The organism is Streptococcus suis, assembly GCF_019794555.1.
Lineage (GTDB): Bacteria > Bacillota > Bacilli > Lactobacillales > Streptococcaceae > Streptococcus > Streptococcus suis_AB.
Genome location: NZ_JAIMEP010000039.1, coordinates 1 through 17,583, shown reverse-complemented (window position 1 = coordinate 17,583; position 17,583 = coordinate 1). Strand labels below are relative to the sequence as shown.

Annotated in this window: 7 protein-coding genes and 1 pseudogene; 7 read left to right on the top strand and 1 reads right to left on the bottom strand. The window is 41.5% G+C overall.

All coding sequences use genetic code 11. The features are described from left to right. Positions 1 to 278 precede the first annotated feature (278 nt). Complete coding sequence (pflB, locus tag K6V48_RS10745) at positions 279 to 2,624, bottom strand: formate C-acetyltransferase (RefSeq protein ID WP_222369646.1); 2,346 nt, start codon at positions 2,622 to 2,624, stop codon at positions 279 to 281. A gap of 273 nt (positions 2,625 to 2,897) precedes the next feature. On the opposite strand from pflB, the gene K6V48_RS10740 reads away from it, so the two are divergent. The 7 genes and pseudogenes from K6V48_RS10740 to K6V48_RS10710 form a co-directional block, all read left to right on the top strand. After that, on the top strand, positions 2,898 to 8,921 hold the full coding sequence (locus K6V48_RS10740) for an endo-alpha-N-acetylgalactosaminidase family protein (RefSeq protein WP_222369643.1): 6,024 nt from the start codon (positions 2,898 to 2,900) through the stop codon (positions 8,919 to 8,921). Between the two features lie 319 nt (positions 8,922 to 9,240). Next, on the top strand, positions 9,241 to 10,308 hold the full coding sequence (gene dinB, locus K6V48_RS10735; protein WP_222369639.1) for a DNA polymerase IV: 1,068 nt from the start codon (positions 9,241 to 9,243) through the stop codon (positions 10,306 to 10,308). A 42-nt stretch (positions 10,309 to 10,350) separates the two neighbouring features. Next, on the top strand, positions 10,351 to 10,770 hold the full coding sequence (locus K6V48_RS10730; RefSeq protein WP_222369636.1) for an Rrf2 family transcriptional regulator: 420 nt from the start codon (positions 10,351 to 10,353) through the stop codon (positions 10,768 to 10,770). A gap of 132 nt (positions 10,771 to 10,902) precedes the next feature. Beyond that, the gene (locus K6V48_RS10725; RefSeq protein ID WP_222369633.1) at positions 10,903 to 11,529 is read left to right on the top strand and encodes an NAD(P)-dependent oxidoreductase; all 627 of its coding nucleotides are present in this window, start codon (positions 10,903 to 10,905) and stop codon (positions 11,527 to 11,529) included. A gap of 103 nt (positions 11,530 to 11,632) precedes the next feature. Then, positions 11,633 to 12,553, top strand: coding sequence for a 1-phosphofructokinase family hexose kinase (locus K6V48_RS10720; RefSeq protein WP_222369632.1), 921 nt, complete (start codon positions 11,633 to 11,635; stop codon positions 12,551 to 12,553). A 168-nt stretch (positions 12,554 to 12,721) separates the two neighbouring features. Beyond that, positions 12,722 to 13,568, top strand: a pseudogene (locus tag K6V48_RS10715) (IS630 family transposase). A 242-nt stretch (positions 13,569 to 13,810) separates the two neighbouring features. Continuing rightward, the coding region (locus tag K6V48_RS10710) for a YPDG domain-containing protein (RefSeq protein WP_222369631.1) at positions 13,811 to 17,583 on the top strand (3,773 nt) is incomplete at its 3' end.

Genomic DNA, 17,583 nt, shown 5'->3' with positions numbered 1-17,583 from the left:
TTTTACAATCATCAACGTTTTCAAGAGCGCAACAACGGCCTTGCCCCTCTTGAAATGAGGAACAAGGCCGTCGCCTAATCTTTTATTATTTCATTGTCCACTTGACAGGGAGCTGTTCATTGCGTTTTGAGAGGGGATTTTTTTATGAACTGGTTCTGTATCCTTCCGAAAATCTGCGGTGCATCCTTCCGAAGATTTACTATCCTTCCGCAACACTCAGAAGATTTTTCGACATAGTAAAAAGGACCTGCATTGCAAGTCCTTTTGTGTTTGCTTGATTAAGCTTGACCTGAAACTTCAGCAGCGTGGTCGTCCATTGAAAGAACTTCGTGGAAGACACGTTGAGTCAATTCAGTTTTTTGCTCTTTAGTGAGGTATTTAGTGTTTACGCAGTATCCAGAGATACGAACGATAACATCTTCACCAGACATGATTTTTTCATAAACGTCGTTCAAGTCCATAACGTTCAAGTTAACGTGTTGACCACCTTGTTCAAAGTAACCATCAAGGATTGTTACCAAATTGTTTACTTGCTCATCGAATGTTTTACCAAGCGCTTTTGGAGAAACTTGAGTAGTCAATGAGATACCGTCGTTGGCATGTTTGAAGTTGAGTTTAGAAAGGGTGTTCAAGTTTTGCAACCAACCACCACGAGCTTTAGAAGTTGGGTTAGCACCTGGTGGGAAGAATTCTACCTTAGTAGTGTTCACAGAACCATCTTCATTGAGGAATACACCACGGTGAACTGGAGAGTTACCAGTTTGTTTAGAGTAAGCAACGTTTGAAGTGATTGTCAAGATAGATACAGTAGCTTCAGCATTCTTGTACAATTTATGTTTGTTCAAACGAGTGAAGAATGCTTCCATAAGCCATTTCGCAATATCATCTACGCGGTCATCGTCTTCACCGTAACGTGGGAAGTCGCCTGTTACTTCGTAGTCGTAGATAAAGCCATCTTCATCACGGATTGGTTTAACTTGTGCATATTTGATTGCTGACAATGAGTCAACAGTGTTTGCGAAACCACAGATACCGAAGCCCATGTTAGCACGAAGGTGAGTTGGCAAGAATGCCATTTGAACTGCTTCGTAGTTGTATTTATCTGTCATGTAGTGGATGATATTCATGGCATCAACATATGTATCAGTCAACCAGTCAAGGGCGATTTCAAAGTTCTTAACCACTTGGTCGTAGTCAAATACTTCAGATGTGTTTGGTTCAACACCGTCGAATACTTTGTAATCTTTGTGAACGTCATCGTAACCGTTGTTCCAGCTTGAAAGAAGGGCTTTAAGGACGTTTACGCGAGCACCAAAGTATTGGATGTTGTGGCGTTGGTCTTCGCTTTCTGGATCAAGTGGAGATACACAGCAAGAGATACAAGACATTTCACCATAACCATCTTTCGCCATTGTTGTTACACCTTCATATTGGATAGAAGAGTGTTTGTGGCTCATGGCCATACAGTAACGACGGAATGAATATGGAAGTTTGTCTGACCAAAGAACTGTCAAGTTTGGTTCTGGAGAGTTACCGATGTTGTCAAGTGTGTTCAAGAAACGGTAGTCCATCTTAGTAACACGGTGACGACCATCGTTACCCATACCTGCCATAGATGTTGTCAAGAATGTTGGGTCACCAGAGTAGATTTCGTCGAAGGCTTTTGTACGAGCAAATTTCACTGTACGAAGTTTCAATACAAAGTCATCAACAAATTCTTGGATTTCAGATTCAGTAAATGTACCGCGAGCCAAGTCACGTTCAGCGTAGATGTCAAGAACGATTGGTACACGACCAAGTGAAGTAGCTGCACCATTGATAACACGACATACAGCCATGAAAGCAATGTTTGTCCATTGGATAGCTTCTTTAGTGTTCATTGCAGGTTTGCGAACGTCAACACCATATGAGTCACCTAAACGTACAACTTGTTGCAAAGCTTGGTACTGAAGGTTGATTTCTTCACGAAGGCGGATTGACTCTTCATCGATTTCAGTAATCGCATTCCAGTCAGCTACTTTTTCTTCCATCAAGTAGTCTGCACCGTAAAGTGCCAAACGAGCGTACATACCAATGATACGACCACGTGAGTAAGCATCTGGAAGACCAGAAACGTGGTGTGAGTGGCGAGCACGACGGATGTCAGCGGTGTAGGCACGGAAGATACCGTCGTTTACAGTTGTAGCGTGTTTTGTATAGATCTCATGAAGAAGTGGGTCTGGAGTATAGCCGTTTTCGATAAGAGTTGTTTCAGCCATACGAATACCACCACGTGGCATGAAATTGAGTTTGAAGAGTTCATCGTTTTGGATACCGAAGATGAGTTCGTTCTCTTTATCGATAAAACCTGCTGGAATATCAGCGATAGAAGTAGCACGATCTACGTCCATTGGGAAGCGAGTGTCTTCGTAGCCAGCTTTTGTTTCTTCGATGATTTTTTTGATATGAAGTGAACGCTCAGTTGGGCCTGCGAGGAAGCTTTCATCTCCATCGTATGGAGTGTAGTTGGCTTGAACGAAGCGTGTTACACTTGCCTTATCTTGCCAATCTGTACCTTTAAAGCCTTCCCAGGCTTGGGCGAAAATGTCTTCAGCAACATTTTTTGTTTTAACTTTTGTTGACATGAGGGTTCTCCTTTAAGATATTGTTACTTTTCACATATTTTAGTATATCATATGTAAGCACTTTCTTCAAGAAAAAACACTGAAAAATAAATTGGAAGTTTTTCCAAGTAGTGGAATATAAATCCAATAATCCAGTCATCGGTCTCTCGAATTATCATTATATTAAAATATATAATAACCGTCAAATATAATAGATTGATATATTGACAAAGAAAGCGTTATCATGTAGAATGTATGTGTATATTAATAACAAAAGATAAAAGGAGGCAGACGATGAGAGCTTACTCTAAGGAATTATTTTCTAAGAAGAATAGATATTCAATTAGAAAATTGACAGTAGGTGCGGCGTCAGTTATCGTAGGAATTTCTCTATTTTCAGGTGGAACAGTATTGGCAGAGGGAACAGCACTTGCCGATACTCCTGTTGAGACGATAGAAAACAATGATGTTAGCAATACAAATGAAGGAGTTGTGGATCAAGATAGCTCCCAAACAGACGAGGTAGTTACTACGGATATAGAAGCTACGCGGACGGAATTGAATTTTGACCAGTCAGAATCTCAAGAAGTCGCTGCGGAATGGACGCCAACTTCTACACCGGCTGGTACAGTTGAGGTCGTAGAAGAAGAAGGAATTCGTTACAACCGCTTGTCCTCAGTTGAGGGTCAGGACAATTCGACAAATATCGGAACATTTGAAAATCCGGACTTGAAGATGAATGCAGATGGCAGTGCGGAGGTATCATTGTCATTTGTAGAACGCTCTGAACCAGCACAGGCTCGCTTTGGTATCTATCTTAACCATACTGATCAGAATAAGCATGTTTTAGTTGGTTATGATAAAGATGGTTGGTTCTGGGAGTACAAGTCTCCAAGTGCAAGTACTTGGTACCAAGGTCAACGGGTACCAGCTCCTGAAAGAAATGTTCCCTATGATTTAAGTGTCAATTTAACACCTACTGGTGAGATTTCGGCATCCATAATTTCGGATTCCATTACCGAGGCACAGGAATTGTTTGCGGCTCAGCAAATTCCCGAAGCAGCTTGGAATGACTTGAAGAATACACGCTCAGCAAAATTAAAAGTAACTAGCCATGATGCTGACCGTACAGTGGTAGATATTGTTGCTAAAAACCAAGAAGGAGTTTCAGAAACAGCTAGCCAGCCAACAACTCCTGCTACAACAGGTACAGGAGTGACGGATACACCTAAGCCAACCGAAATCCAACCAGACTGGACATCTACTTCAGCTATCAAAGGAACAGTTGCCATTAAGGAAGAAGGTGGAGTTCGTTACAATGCACTTTCTTCAACGACACAAAACAATAATGGAGATAGCATTGCCATCTTTGAAAAAGCTGGATTGGAAGGTAGTCCAGAAGGCAATGTCAATCTAAACTTGGAGTTTGTAGAGCGTTCTGAAAACAACCAAGGCCGTTTTGGAGTCTTTGTCAAATACAAAGATGTTAACAACTTCCTCTTTGTTGGATATGATAATTTAGGATGGTTCTGGGAGTACAAGGTTAACGGTACAGGAAACTGGCTACGTGAACGGACAGTCACTACATCTCCTGTAAAAGATAGTAAAAATATTCTATCGATTTCATACAAATCAGATGGGCAGTTGAATGCTACTAACAATGATGTACAGTTGTTTGATACACTAAACTTGGAAACAGCTGTGAAAGAAGCCTTGTCAGCTGAAAAACGAGTTGCTTTGAAATTAGGTACATTTGGTCAGCAATTAACCAAGGTTGATATAAAAGCAGATGACCAAACAGGTGTGACCCCTGCAGATGAAAAAGAAGAAACACCTACAACAGCTTTTGTTGTCAATGATGCGGCAGTTGCCTATGATGAACTCAATTCAGGTGAATTGACTGCCAAGATTGACCGGGCCTTCCCACGTGTTAGAGAATATACTTTCAACGGGAACAAGGTATTTGGACAGGTTCATTCCCTCAATTCACTACGCATCAACAATGTGAAAGTGACGCCAACCGTTACCTATAACAAAGTTGACGACAAGACCGCTCACTATGTTTTGGATGTTGTGGATGAAGCTAACAAAATCAACGCTTCTATCAAGGTTCAAATCAAGGTAGAAGGTAAAGAACTTCACTTTGATGTTTTGGAAGTTAATAACCGCAACCAAGTGACCTATGGAGCAGAGATTGATGATGTTGCCAAGTTGATCCAAACCATTGCTTTTGATGAAAATAATTTGGTTTCAGTCGCTAGCCATCAAACCGATGCAAAATTTGATGGAAGCCGCATGTCGACCCACACCCATCGTACAGGTGATGAACATATTCAATTGCAAGATGGTGTGAATTACCAACGTCAAGGATACATGTATGGCTTTGTTTCAACAGATCAATTTGCGGCAGCAGTTTGGAGTAATTCACAAAATAGCTATGGTGGTGGTGCAAGTGACTTTACACGCTTGACAACAAATAGCCACCGATATACTGTTGATGGTGAAACTGGTGTTCATCTAGGAATTGCTTCCTCTCCATGGAGATGGGAAGGAGCCCACAACGGTGTCGTTTATCCAGAATATACTCTCGAATTGCCAAGTGCAAAAGTAGTTTTTGCAGCTGATATAAACAATGATAATAAGGTAGACTGGCAAGATGGGGCTATAGCTTACCGTGACATCATGAACAATCCAAAAGGGCATGAATATGTACCGGAACTGGTAGCTTACCGTATTGCTATGAACTTTGGGTCACAGGCTCAAAACCCATTCTTGATGACCTTGGATGGTATTAAGAAAATTGCCCTTCATACAGATGGCTTGGGACAAAGTATCCTCTTGAAAGGTTATGGTAGTGAAGGTCATGACTCTGGACACTTGAATTATGCAGATATTGGTAAACGTATCGGTGGCACAGAAGACTTCAAGACCTTGATTGAAAAATCACAACCATATGGTGCAAAACTAGGTATTCACGTCAATGCATCTGAAACCTATCCAGAATCCCAATACTTCTCTGAAGAGATTCTTCGTCGTCAGGCAAATGGGGACTACGCCTATGGTTGGAACTGGATTGATCAAGGTATCAATATCAGTGGTCATTATGATTTGGCCCACAACCGTTTGAAACGTTGGGAAGATTTGAAGAAAGAACTGGGTGACGGATTAGACTTTATCTATGTCGATGTGTGGGGTAATGGTCAGTCTGGTGGCGAAAATGCTTGGGAAACTCATGTTCTTGCCAAAGAAATCAATATGCAAGGTTGGAGAAATGCCTTTGAATGGGGTTATGCAGGTGAGTATGACTCGACCTTCCAACACTGGGCAGCAGACTTAACCTATGGTGGCTTTACTCTGAAAGGTATCAACTCTAATATCGCCCGCTTCATTCGTAACCACCAAAAAGATTCATGGGTTGGTGATTATCCTGCATATGGTGGTGCTGCAAACTATCCACTGCTTGGCGGCTACGATATGAAAGATTTCGAAGGATGGCAAGGACGTAGTGACTATAATGGTTACATTACCAACTTGTTTGCCAACAACCTGATGACCAAGTATATCCAACACTTCCAAGTAACCAACTGGAAGAATGGTGACCCTGTTCGTATGACGGACAACGGTGAAACCTATACTTGGACGCCAGAGATGGAAATCACTTTGAAAGACAAGTCTGACAATACCTTGGTCTTGACCCGTAAGTCAAATGATGTTAACAATGCTGGCTACCGTCAACGGACAGTAACCTTGAATGGTCGTACGATTCAAGATGGAGCAGCTTACTTGGTGCCTTGGAACTGGGATGCGAATGGTAATGACTTGACTAGTGACAAACACAAAATGTACTACTTCAACGAAGAAGCAGGTGCCACAACTTGGACCCTTCCTTCAGATTGGACTGGTAATAAGGTTTATCTCTACAAACTTACTGAGCTAGGTAAGACAGATGTTCAAGAATTGGCAGTAACCAATGGTCAAATTACCATTCAAGCGGATGCAAATGTGCCGTATGTCCTCTATAAATCTCCACAGACAAATCCAGAGATGTCCTGGAGTGACGGCATGCATATCTATGACCAAGGCTTTAACTCTGGTAAGATAGACCATTGGACAATTGATGGTGATACTAGCAAGGCTACTTTGGTCAAATCCCAAGGTGCCAACGATATGCTCCGTATCCAAGGCAATACATCTAAAGTTAGTCTCAGTCAAAAATTGACTGGTCTGAAACCAAATACCAGCTATGCAGCTTATGTAGGGGTAGACAACCGTAGTACTGCAAAAGCTAGCATTACGGTCAATACAGGCAGTTCAGAAGTTACAAACTATACAAATGAGTCTATTGCTCTGAACTATGTAAAAGCCTATGCTCATAATACATTGCCACAAAATGCAACGGTTGAGGATACAAGTTACTTCCAAAACATGTATGTATTCTTCACAACTGGAGACAATGTGGATAATGTACGTTTGACCCTATCTCGCGATGCAGATGATGCAGCAACCTATTTCGATGAAATTCGTGTCTTTGAAAATGACTCAACGATGTTTGCAGGAGGTCACAATACAACTGCTGGTACCTTCAAGCAAAACTTTGAGAGTGTTCCACAAGGTATTTTCCCATTTGTTATCGGTGGTATTGAAGGAGTTGAGGACAACCGTACCCACCTTGCAGAAAAACATGCTCCATACACTCAACGTGGCTGGAATGGTAAGAAGGTGGACGATGTCATTGAAGGCACTTGGTCACTCAAGACAAATGGTCTGACAGCTCGCAATAGCATTGTTTACCAAACTATTCCACAAAACTTCCGCTTTGAAGCTGGCAAGGCCTATCGTGTAAGCTTTGATTATGAAGCTGGTTCCAATGGAACTTATGCCTTTGCTATCGGTGAAGGACGTTATAACAATGATGCTGGTAGCCTAACGCTGAATCCACTGAACAATTCATGGGAAGATAGTGATAAGGCTAAGAAAGCAAGTTTCTTAGTTACAGGTGCAGAGTCTGGCAATACTTGGGTTGGTATCTTCTCAACTCGCCGTGGTGGTGATACTAAGGGAGATACTGGTGGAAATGCCAACTTCCGAGGCTACAATGACTTTATGCTAGATAATCTGGTGATCGAAGAAGTTACCTTGACTGGTCACTTGTTGACAACAGATTACTATAACTTAAATACCCCAGTCTTGAATGAAAACTATACTCAAGCAAGTTTGGCACCGTACAAAGAAGCTTTGTTAGCAGTGTCTGCAGCTCCTGAGGATATTAGTATCGAAGACGCTCGTACCTTGATTGCTACTGCCAATACAGCCCGTCAAAATCTTCAAGTGAAGAAAACAGCAATCACAAACGAAGATATTGGCTTGGCTCAGGCTAATGCTCAAGAAGGTGAAGAACTAGCTAAAGCTTTTGATGGCAATCCTTCTACTATCTGGCACACACCATGGAATGGCCGTCATATTAATGAGCCAGCGATAGTGAACCTTAGTAGACCAGTTGACATTCAACGTTTTGAATATGTGCCGAGACAATCAGGCCACAACGGTATCTTGAAATCATTGACATTGGTGATTACTGATGATCAAAACGTGGAACATACCTTTACTGGTGCGGATTGGCCAGCAACAAGTGCTACTAAGACAATTGATTTCGGTAAGACAATTAAGGCTAAGAAGATTGTGATTACAGGTACTGCCTCATACGGTGATACTGCAGATCAATTTATGTCTGCTGCTGAATTCCGTTTCTTGACACCTGTTCAGGAAGAAGCCACCCTTGATAAGTCAGCATATGAAGCAGCACTTACTGCAGCACGTTCAGCAGGTAAGACAGCTCTTGTCAAAGAAGTGGAAGACTTTATGGCTTCTGTCGAAGCTGCAAATCTTTTGACAGCAAATATCTTAGATGCTATAGTTGCTCGCTTGAATGCTACCGAAACGCCAGCAAATCCAGGCACAGTTGATGAGCCAGTCAAACAAGATGAGGACATCGTCACTGCAAAAGGAGAAAGTACCAAAGCAGATCCTCTTCCGTTAGGGGAATTGCCACCGCTTGTGATTGCAAAAGGTGATAGTGTTAAAGCAGAACCATTACCTGCTTTCGATGGAGGCTTAGTTCCTAACTATGCTCCTACAGTAGCTGCTCTTCCAAGTATTGATCCTGCAAGCTTGGCGAAAGAAGCTGCTAGTCCAAAACCAGCAAAAGCTACTTCAGCTACTTTACCGCAAACAGGTGAAACAACTGAACAAGGCTTGCTCCTAGCAGCTGGTTTAGTAGGTCTAATGGCTATGGCGGCTCGAAGAAGACGATTTGAGTAGTCATTTCAGAAAAAAATAATTAGCTTGTTCTCCAAATACATTAGAGGTAGGTATCGGACCTGCCTCTTTTGTATTGTTTATCGAAACTTTTCGCAAACTTATAGCAAAATGGAATTAGAGACAGGACACGTCTAAGTTTATATATTTGAAAATTCTACTATCTAAAAATGCGAAGTAGTGGTGCTCTATCTGCATATGCGTCGCCTAGTCTGATTTTGAATTTCATTGAGTACTAATTGCCTGTCAATGTTCGCTTTATGAAAAAATTTGTTAGATAGGCTATAATATGTCTAGTAGGAAGGAGCAGAAAGGAGTGTTCATGTTAATTTTTCCTCTAATCAATGATTTATCTAGAAAAATTATTCATGTAGACATGGATGCTTTTTTTGCTGCCATTGAGGTAAGGGACAATCCTGAATTGAAAGGAAAGCCTGTTATTATTGGAGCGGACCCTAGGTTGTCTGGCGGAAGAGGCGTTGTGTCGACTTGTAATTATGAGGCGCGTGCCTTTGGGATTCACTCGGCTATGTCCTCAAAAGAAGCCTATGAACGTTGTCCGCAGGCTATTTTTATCTCTGGTCATTATGAAAAATACCAAGAAGTTGGGCGACAGGTTCGAGAAATCTTTCATCGCTATACTGATTTGGTGGAGCCCATGTCAATTGATGAGGCCTATCTAGATGTGACGGAAAATAAGTTAGGCCTTAGCTCAGCAGTTAAAATCGCCAAGCTAATCCAATACGACATATGGAATGAGTTGCATCTGACAGCTTCAGCTGGTGTTTCCTATAACAAATTTTTGGCAAAGATTGCTTCGGATATGGAAAAACCACATGGATTGACCTTGATTTTACCAGAAGAGGCTGTGGGGGTATTGGCATCCTTGCCGATTGAAAAATTTCATGGTGTTGGCAAGAAAACTGTAGAACGACTACATGATATGGGGGTCTACACAGGGCAGGATCTGTTAGATGTGCCAGAGATGGTTTTGATTGATACATTCGGTCGTTTCGGGTTTGACCTCTATCGTAAGGCGAGGGGAATTTCCAATTCTCCTGTTAAGGTGGATCGAGTGCGCAAATCTATTGGTAAGGAAAGAACCTATCGGAAATTACTTTATCGAGATGAGGACGTACTGAAAGAGTTAACCAGTCTTTGTCAACGGGTTGCTGGTAGCTTGAAGCGTAATGAAAAAAAGGGCCGAACAATTGTGTTAAAGGTGCGTTATGGTGATTTTTCTACACTGACCAAACGCCATAGTCTTGATGAATACACCGACCAGTTAGATATCATTGAAAAAGAGGTTCGTCAGTTGATTGAAGAGATTGGACAAGTTGAAAAAGGGATTCGTTTGCTGGGTGTGACCGTGACTAATTTTCAAACTTGAGTTCTGTTTCAGTCTATGATAGACTGAAAAAAAGGAGAAGAGATGCAAATTTCAAGTAGATTTACCATTGCCAGCCATATCTTGGTTCTCTTGGCTCTGGAAGGAGAAAAAGAAAAACAGACCAGTACTAGCATTGCAGGCAGTGTCGGGGTTAATCCTGTCATCGTCCGAAATATTTTGTCCCAACTCAAGGAGGCTGGTCTGGTAGAAGTAGCGCGTGGTGTTGGAGGTGCTCGCTTGGCACAGGGTCCAGACCAGATTACACTTTTGCATGTCTATCAGGCTGTTGAACTATTCGGAGAAAAAGGGCAATTATTTGCTTTTCATGAGCAACCTAATCCCTCTTGTCAAGTAGGGAGAAAAATCCATCCCCTCTTAGATCATCGTTTAGAAGATGCGCAGGCAGCATTGGAAAGAGAACTTGCACAGACGACCATTGCTGATTTACTGGCGGAACTATAATTACATTAAATGAAGGAATCATCAGTTTGATGATTTTTTTAATTTAATCAGTTGTAACCATTGACATTACAACGAACTTACGATATACTGTATTGTAAACAAAAACATTACAACAAATCGTGAGGTACTATTATGAAAATTGCTATTATTGCAGCGAATGGTCAAGCAGGTCAAACTATTGCAACGGAAGCAGTAGAACGTGGTCATCAGGTGACGGCTATTGTCCGTTCTGAAAACAAGAGCGTAGCCCAAGAAGTAATCCAGAAGGATGCTTTTGCTCTTACCAAAGAAGATTTGGCAGGCTTTGATGTAGTAGTCAATGCTTTTGGTGCTTGGACACCAGAAACCTTGCCGGATCACGCTCGTCTTGCTGAGCATCTAGCGACCATCCTTGCCGGTAGTCCAACTCGGCTTTTAGTAGTTGGTGGTGCAGGCAGTCTTTATTTAGACGAGAGCCAGACATCTATGCTGAAAGATACTCCAGATTTCCCTGCGGAATACCTGCCAATCGCTGAGGCTATGGGTGCTGGTCTAGACCTCTATCGTCAGGCGACAGCGGTCAACTGGACCTATATCAGCCCAGCAGCAGATTTTGATGCAGAAGGTCAAAAAGCAGGTGCCTACACTTTGGCTGGCGAGGTTTTCCAAGTCAATGCCCAAGGTGAAAGCTATATTAGTTATGCCGACTATGCTGTGGCTTTGGTTGACATTGCGGAAAAAGGTGGCTACCAGCAGGAACGAATTTCCGTACTTGCATAAAAATTTTAAATGGTCTAAAAGATAGTTCCCATCGAGGAATTATCTTTTTATTTTTTACTTGCATATAGTATAATAATATAAACAAAAAGAAAAGGAGAACCCCATGATTCACTTGATTTGTCCCAATCCAGCTCTGGACCGCACGCTTCTTGTGGAAAAGATTGAAAAGAACATTCCCCTCCGCCCGTCGGAAGTGAGGGATTATCCTGGTGGAAAGAGTTTCAACGTGGCCTATGCACTTCGAGAAAATGGAGTGACAGACTACACTATCCATACCATTTTAGGTGGGCAGATTGGTCGCTATATTCAGGAGCTTAATGCTGATAGCGGAAATGTCCTCCGGGTGGTTGAAAATGGCCAGAATACTCGGACGTGTAATATCTATGTCGAAACCAGTACGGGTGACGTGGTGCTTTTTTACGAGAAAGGCTTTGAGCTAACTGCAGAATTACTTGACCAATTCACTCGGCAGATTGAAAATAGCCTGCAAGCTGGCGACATTCTAGTCTTTTCAGGTAGTCTGATGAAGGGGATGCCGGATGACTATATTCAGCAGTTTATTGAAAAATACCCAGAGGTTCTGACCATAGTGGACACCAGTGGACCTGCTTTACGTGCAGCTTATCAAGCTCGCCCTGCCCTTATCAAAATCAATAATGAAGAGCTTAAAGAAATTTATCCAGAGTTAGATGAGGAAAGTCCTGAGGATATTTTACGAATATTGAAAGATGTAACCCCTCATGAGAACATCATTATTACCATGGGAGGCAGAGGCAGTCTGGCAAAAATTGGTCAGCGCTTCTTCCGTATCCAGTCACCAAAGAAAGAAACCCGCAATCCCATTGCGGCAGGGGATTTCTATCTGGGGGTGCTTGTCAAGGGAATCAGTCAAAATCAAGACCCAGAGATCTTTTTGAAAGAAGCGGCAGCCTTTGCGACAGCTAATTGTTTGAATTATTTTCCAGAGGTATTGTCTGAACAGTTTGAAACGATCTTTGACCAGATAATTTTTGAGGAGGTTTAGAAACTAAACTTCTCATCCATTATGAAATGACTCCGAAATTAAAATCATTTTTTCTTAATTGTTTGAATTGTTTTTGCTATCCAAAAAAAAGAAATAATATGCGATTTGAATATACAAAAGGTATAGCGAAATGAAACAAAAACAGTACATTTGTGGTATAATGTACTTATGGCATATTCATTAGATTTTCGTAAAAAAGTTCTCGCATACTGTGAGAAAACCGGCAGTATTACTGAAGCATCTGTTGTTTTCGATATTTCACGCAACACCATTTATCAATGGCTAAAATTAATGGAGAGTACAGGCGAGCTTCATCACCAAGTTAAGGGAACCAAACCAAGAAAAGTTGATAGAGCAAAATTAAAGAACTATCTTGAAGCTCATCCGGATGCTTTTTTGACTGAAATAGCTTCTGAATTTGGCTGTCATCCAACAGCTATTCATTACGCTCTCAAAGCTATGGGATATACTCGAAAAAAAAGAGCTGTACCTACTATGAACAAGACCCTGAGAAAGTAAATCAGTTCCTAAAAGAATTTAATAACTTAAGTCACTTGACACCTGTTTATATTGACGATACAGGATTTGAGACATATTTTCATCGAGAATATGGTCGATCTTTGAAAGGTCAGTTGATCACAGGTCAGGTCTCTGGAAGAAGATTCCAGCGGCTATCTTTAGTCGCAGGTCTTATAAACGGTGAGATTATAGCCCCAATGACCTACAGAGAAACCATGACTAGTGACTTTTTCGAAGCTTGGTTTAAAACATTCTTACTACCCACTTTAGATAGACCATCTGTTATCATTATGGACAATGCAAGGTTTCATCGGATGAGTCAGCTAAAAGAGTTATGCAAGGAGCAAGGTCATAGACTTTTACCACTTCTCCTTACTCACCTGAGTATAATCCCATTGAGAAAACATGGGCTCAAATTAAAAAACACCTCAGAAAAGTATTGCCAAATTGCGATACTTTTCTTGAGGTACTTTTGTCTTGTTCTTGTTTCAATTAACTATATAAGCCACTTATTGAGGAAACTACCATTTATTTTCTAATTGTTCGTAATAAACATCTTTGATGATAATTACATTTTTTTTCAGAAACAATGAGTGAAAATAGAAAACATTGAAAGAAACCTATATTTTCTTGAGTTTTTGAAATCAAAGTGTTATAAAACTATTGAAAACACTATATGATATTGCAATATATGTCATATCATATAGACTACATTATAAAATACAGGAGGTTCGTCATATGTATTTTAATAGAAAGAATAGTCAGCAAACGGGCTGGCATATGATTAAGAGGGGAAAACAAATTGTTTTTGGTTGTTCTCTTCTTCTAGCAATCGGGTTATCAACTGCCATGTTTGCAACAGATGTTTTAGCTGATACTGAGACAACTGTTTTAGAATCTAAAGAGATGGATGCGAATATGGTTCGGCTCGAAGGAGAAACATTAACTGAAGAGGCTGCTGAAGTAGTGACACCATCTGAAGAAGGGGAGGTAGTGATTGAAACGACAATATCTCCAGAGCCTACTGAAGTTACAGCTAGTCAAATTAATGAATTAGCAACTGAAGAGATACCAATAGTGGAAAAAGTAGTGACAGCAGAAGAGTCCTCCCCAGAGATTATTGAGGAGCCGGTAGTCACAAATATTGCGCCACTCATTTCTGACAGTGTAACCGTGAATGTTGATTCCTTACCTGAAGCACGAAGTCTCCTTGCTAATGCTACTGAACTAGAAGCCATGGGGGCAGTTATTTCTTATCTAGTTGAGCCGACTGTGGAGAATCAGATAGCTACAATATTGGTAACATATGCGAACGGTGAAACTGTGACGATAAATGTGAATGTAGTCGTTCAAGAACCAGCACCAGTAACACCACAAGCAGTTGCTACTAGAGCAGCAACTACAGATACAAGTACAGGTAATAGTATTTCTAACGACCGGGCGATAACTTCTGAAATCCAAAATGATTTAGAAGAAAATGCCATCTATAGCCCAGGCGTTGTAGGCCAAAAACAAACCTATTCGGGTACAGCCTATATTTACCGTAATGGTTCTATGAACTTGACGCCAGGTCAAAATGAGGATGCTCTTCCTCTTGGTGGTACCAATGTTTATCTCCAATGGATAAATGGTAAAGGATATGTTTCAAAAACATACTATACAACTACCAATGCTGACGGTACTTTCGTTATCGATCTTTCTAAGCCAGAAGTAGATGCCAATGGTGCTTCACATGAATTTATCCTTGCTGGCGACCCAGATTTTTCTGTCCGCACCTGGGTTCAAAATCCAGATCCTTCTAAGTACTCTGTTGTCTTACCTGGTGATAAATTCTACGGTTTCCATGATCGTCTAGAGCGTGCTATAGAGGGTTGGAACTTTACAGCTGGCATTAACGTTATCGAGAATGCTCACGTAGCTTTACAAGAGTTACCAAACGCTGAAGAGTACCTTCATAAAGCAGAAGCTGATCGTCAATTATCTCCATCAGAGGATGGTATTTGGCCGAATACTGGTTATGCTGGAACCATCCGTGGTAGGGTTTGGTATGAAAATGGTGACCTAGCTGGGTCTCCTGCCTTTGTCTGGTATAAGAACGGTCATGATATCAACGCAACCGGCGTGAAGATTGTAGGTTCTTACCTTAACGATGAAGTAACCAACCTTCTCGATGCATGGAAAGCAGCAAACCCTAATTACACGCTTGATATGATGCGTGTCGCGCAAGCACAAATTATCGGAGAATACGAAGCAGCGAACGGTGCTGGCTCACACATTGCTGAAACAGTTGAAGCAGTTGTGGAAGCAGACGGCACGTACTACATTCCGTTCCGTGGCTTGTACGGTGTGTCTTCTACTCAACAAAACTCAGGTTTATCCATCTCTCATACGATTACTGATGAAGAGTATGGTACCCTTGTTCGTGACGAAGATGTTACCAACAGCAGACTGATGGTTTGGAATGGTACCATTGGTCAAAAACACCGCCATATCAACTCTGATTATGTATATGTTTCTCCAGTCGTTACTGACTATGCTGTGTGGAGTAATAACTACCAAAACAACACTTTCGAAAAAGCTAAAGACACCAACACGGTACTGGAGCCTGGTCATATTATATCGGTCACTGACTTCGCACTTGTGGCACCACAACCAATGCACGACATCTTAGTGAAAGACACAGTGTCCAACTTTGGCTTCCCTGGTGATGTAGTTGAGTCAAGAACGGGTGGTTTATTACCAAACCGTGAATACCAAATCCAATGGTTCCGTGATGGTGTTGCTTTCGGCGACCCAATGACTGTTGTTTCTGGAGATGACGGTACAGCAGTATCTTACCCAATCACAGTTCCAGATGACGTAACTAAACCAACTGTCTTCACATCTGCTGTTTTCCGTCAAGGAGAAGATGTGTCGAAAGTAACCAATGCTTTGGCAGCAGATTCCTTTATCGCAAATATTCCTGTAGCAGATAGCCTCGAACCTTCTTATGAAGATAAGGTTGTAACACCAGGCAATGCTGCAACTTCCCTACCAACATTTAAGGATGCTAATGATGCTGAGACAACTGCACCAGAAAAAACAAACTTCTCCATCGATCCAGACTATATTGACCCAGCAGGTTATGTGGTTGAAATCCATGAAACTACAGGTGAAGTGAAGGTAACAGCTCCTGCAACTCCAACTGCAGACACAGCTGAAACAGTAGAAGTTCCAGTGATTGTAACTTATCCAGATGGATCTACTGATAACACTGTTGCTAAATTCCTTTTAGACACAGATGGCGACGGCACTCCTGATACAACGGATACTGATGATGATGGCGATGGTATCCCAGATAATGAGGAAGCAACTGATGGAACTAATCCAAAAGATCCTAACTCAGTAGATTCAGCTATCACACCAATCGATGACCAACCAGGTGTAGTCGGTGAACCAATTAAACCAGTTCCTGTAGAAGTTGTTAAAGTTCCTACAGATGGTTCTGTTACAGTTGACGGTCTTCCAGATGGCGTAACTTATGATCCAACAACAGGAGAAATCACAGGAACACCTACAACTCCAGGAACTTCAACCGTCACAGTTACTGTTCGTGATAAAGACGGTAACCCAGTAAAAGATGCTTCTGGAAACCCAGTCGAAGAGACATTTACCTTTACTGTTATCCCAGTTTCAGATACAGTAACACCATCTTACTCAGAAACATTAGTAGTACCTGGCACTCCAGCAACTTCAGCACCAACATTTACAGATGCTGATGGCAATCCAACAACAAAACCAGCTGGTTCAACTTTTGCGATTCCTTCTGATTTTGTTGCCCCAACAGGCTATACAGTAACAGTTGATTCTGAAACAGGTGTCGTAACTGTAACTACTGAGGCTGGTCAGACAGTTGAAACTCTTGATGTTCCAGTAACTGTAACCTATTCAGATGGTTCAACTGATATAGTAAAAGCACCATTCCTTTTAGACACAGATGGAGATGGCACTGCGGATACAACTGACACTGATGATGATAACGATGGTGTATTGGATACTGATGAAAACACAGATGGAACTAACTCAAAAGATCCTAACTCTATTGCATCAAGCATCACACCAATCGATGACCAAACAGGTGTAGTAGGTCAACCGATTACACCAGTTCCTGTAGATGTTGTTAAAGTTCCTACCGGTGGTACTGTTGAAGTAACAGGTCTACCAGATGGCGTAACTTATGATCCAACTACAGGTGAAATCACAGGAACACCTACAACTCCAGGAACTTCAACCGTTACAGTTACTGTTCGAGATAAAGATGGTAACCCTGTAACTGATAAAGATGGTAATCCTGTAACTGAAACATTCACATTTACTGTTACAGAAGCTCCAACAGATGCTGATAAGAATACACCAGAAGGAAAAGATCAAACTGTTGGTGTTGGTGAAACACCAAATGCAACAGATTCAATCAGCAACTTGCCAGAACTTCCAGAAGGAACAGAAGTTGAGTTCAAAGATCCGATTGATAC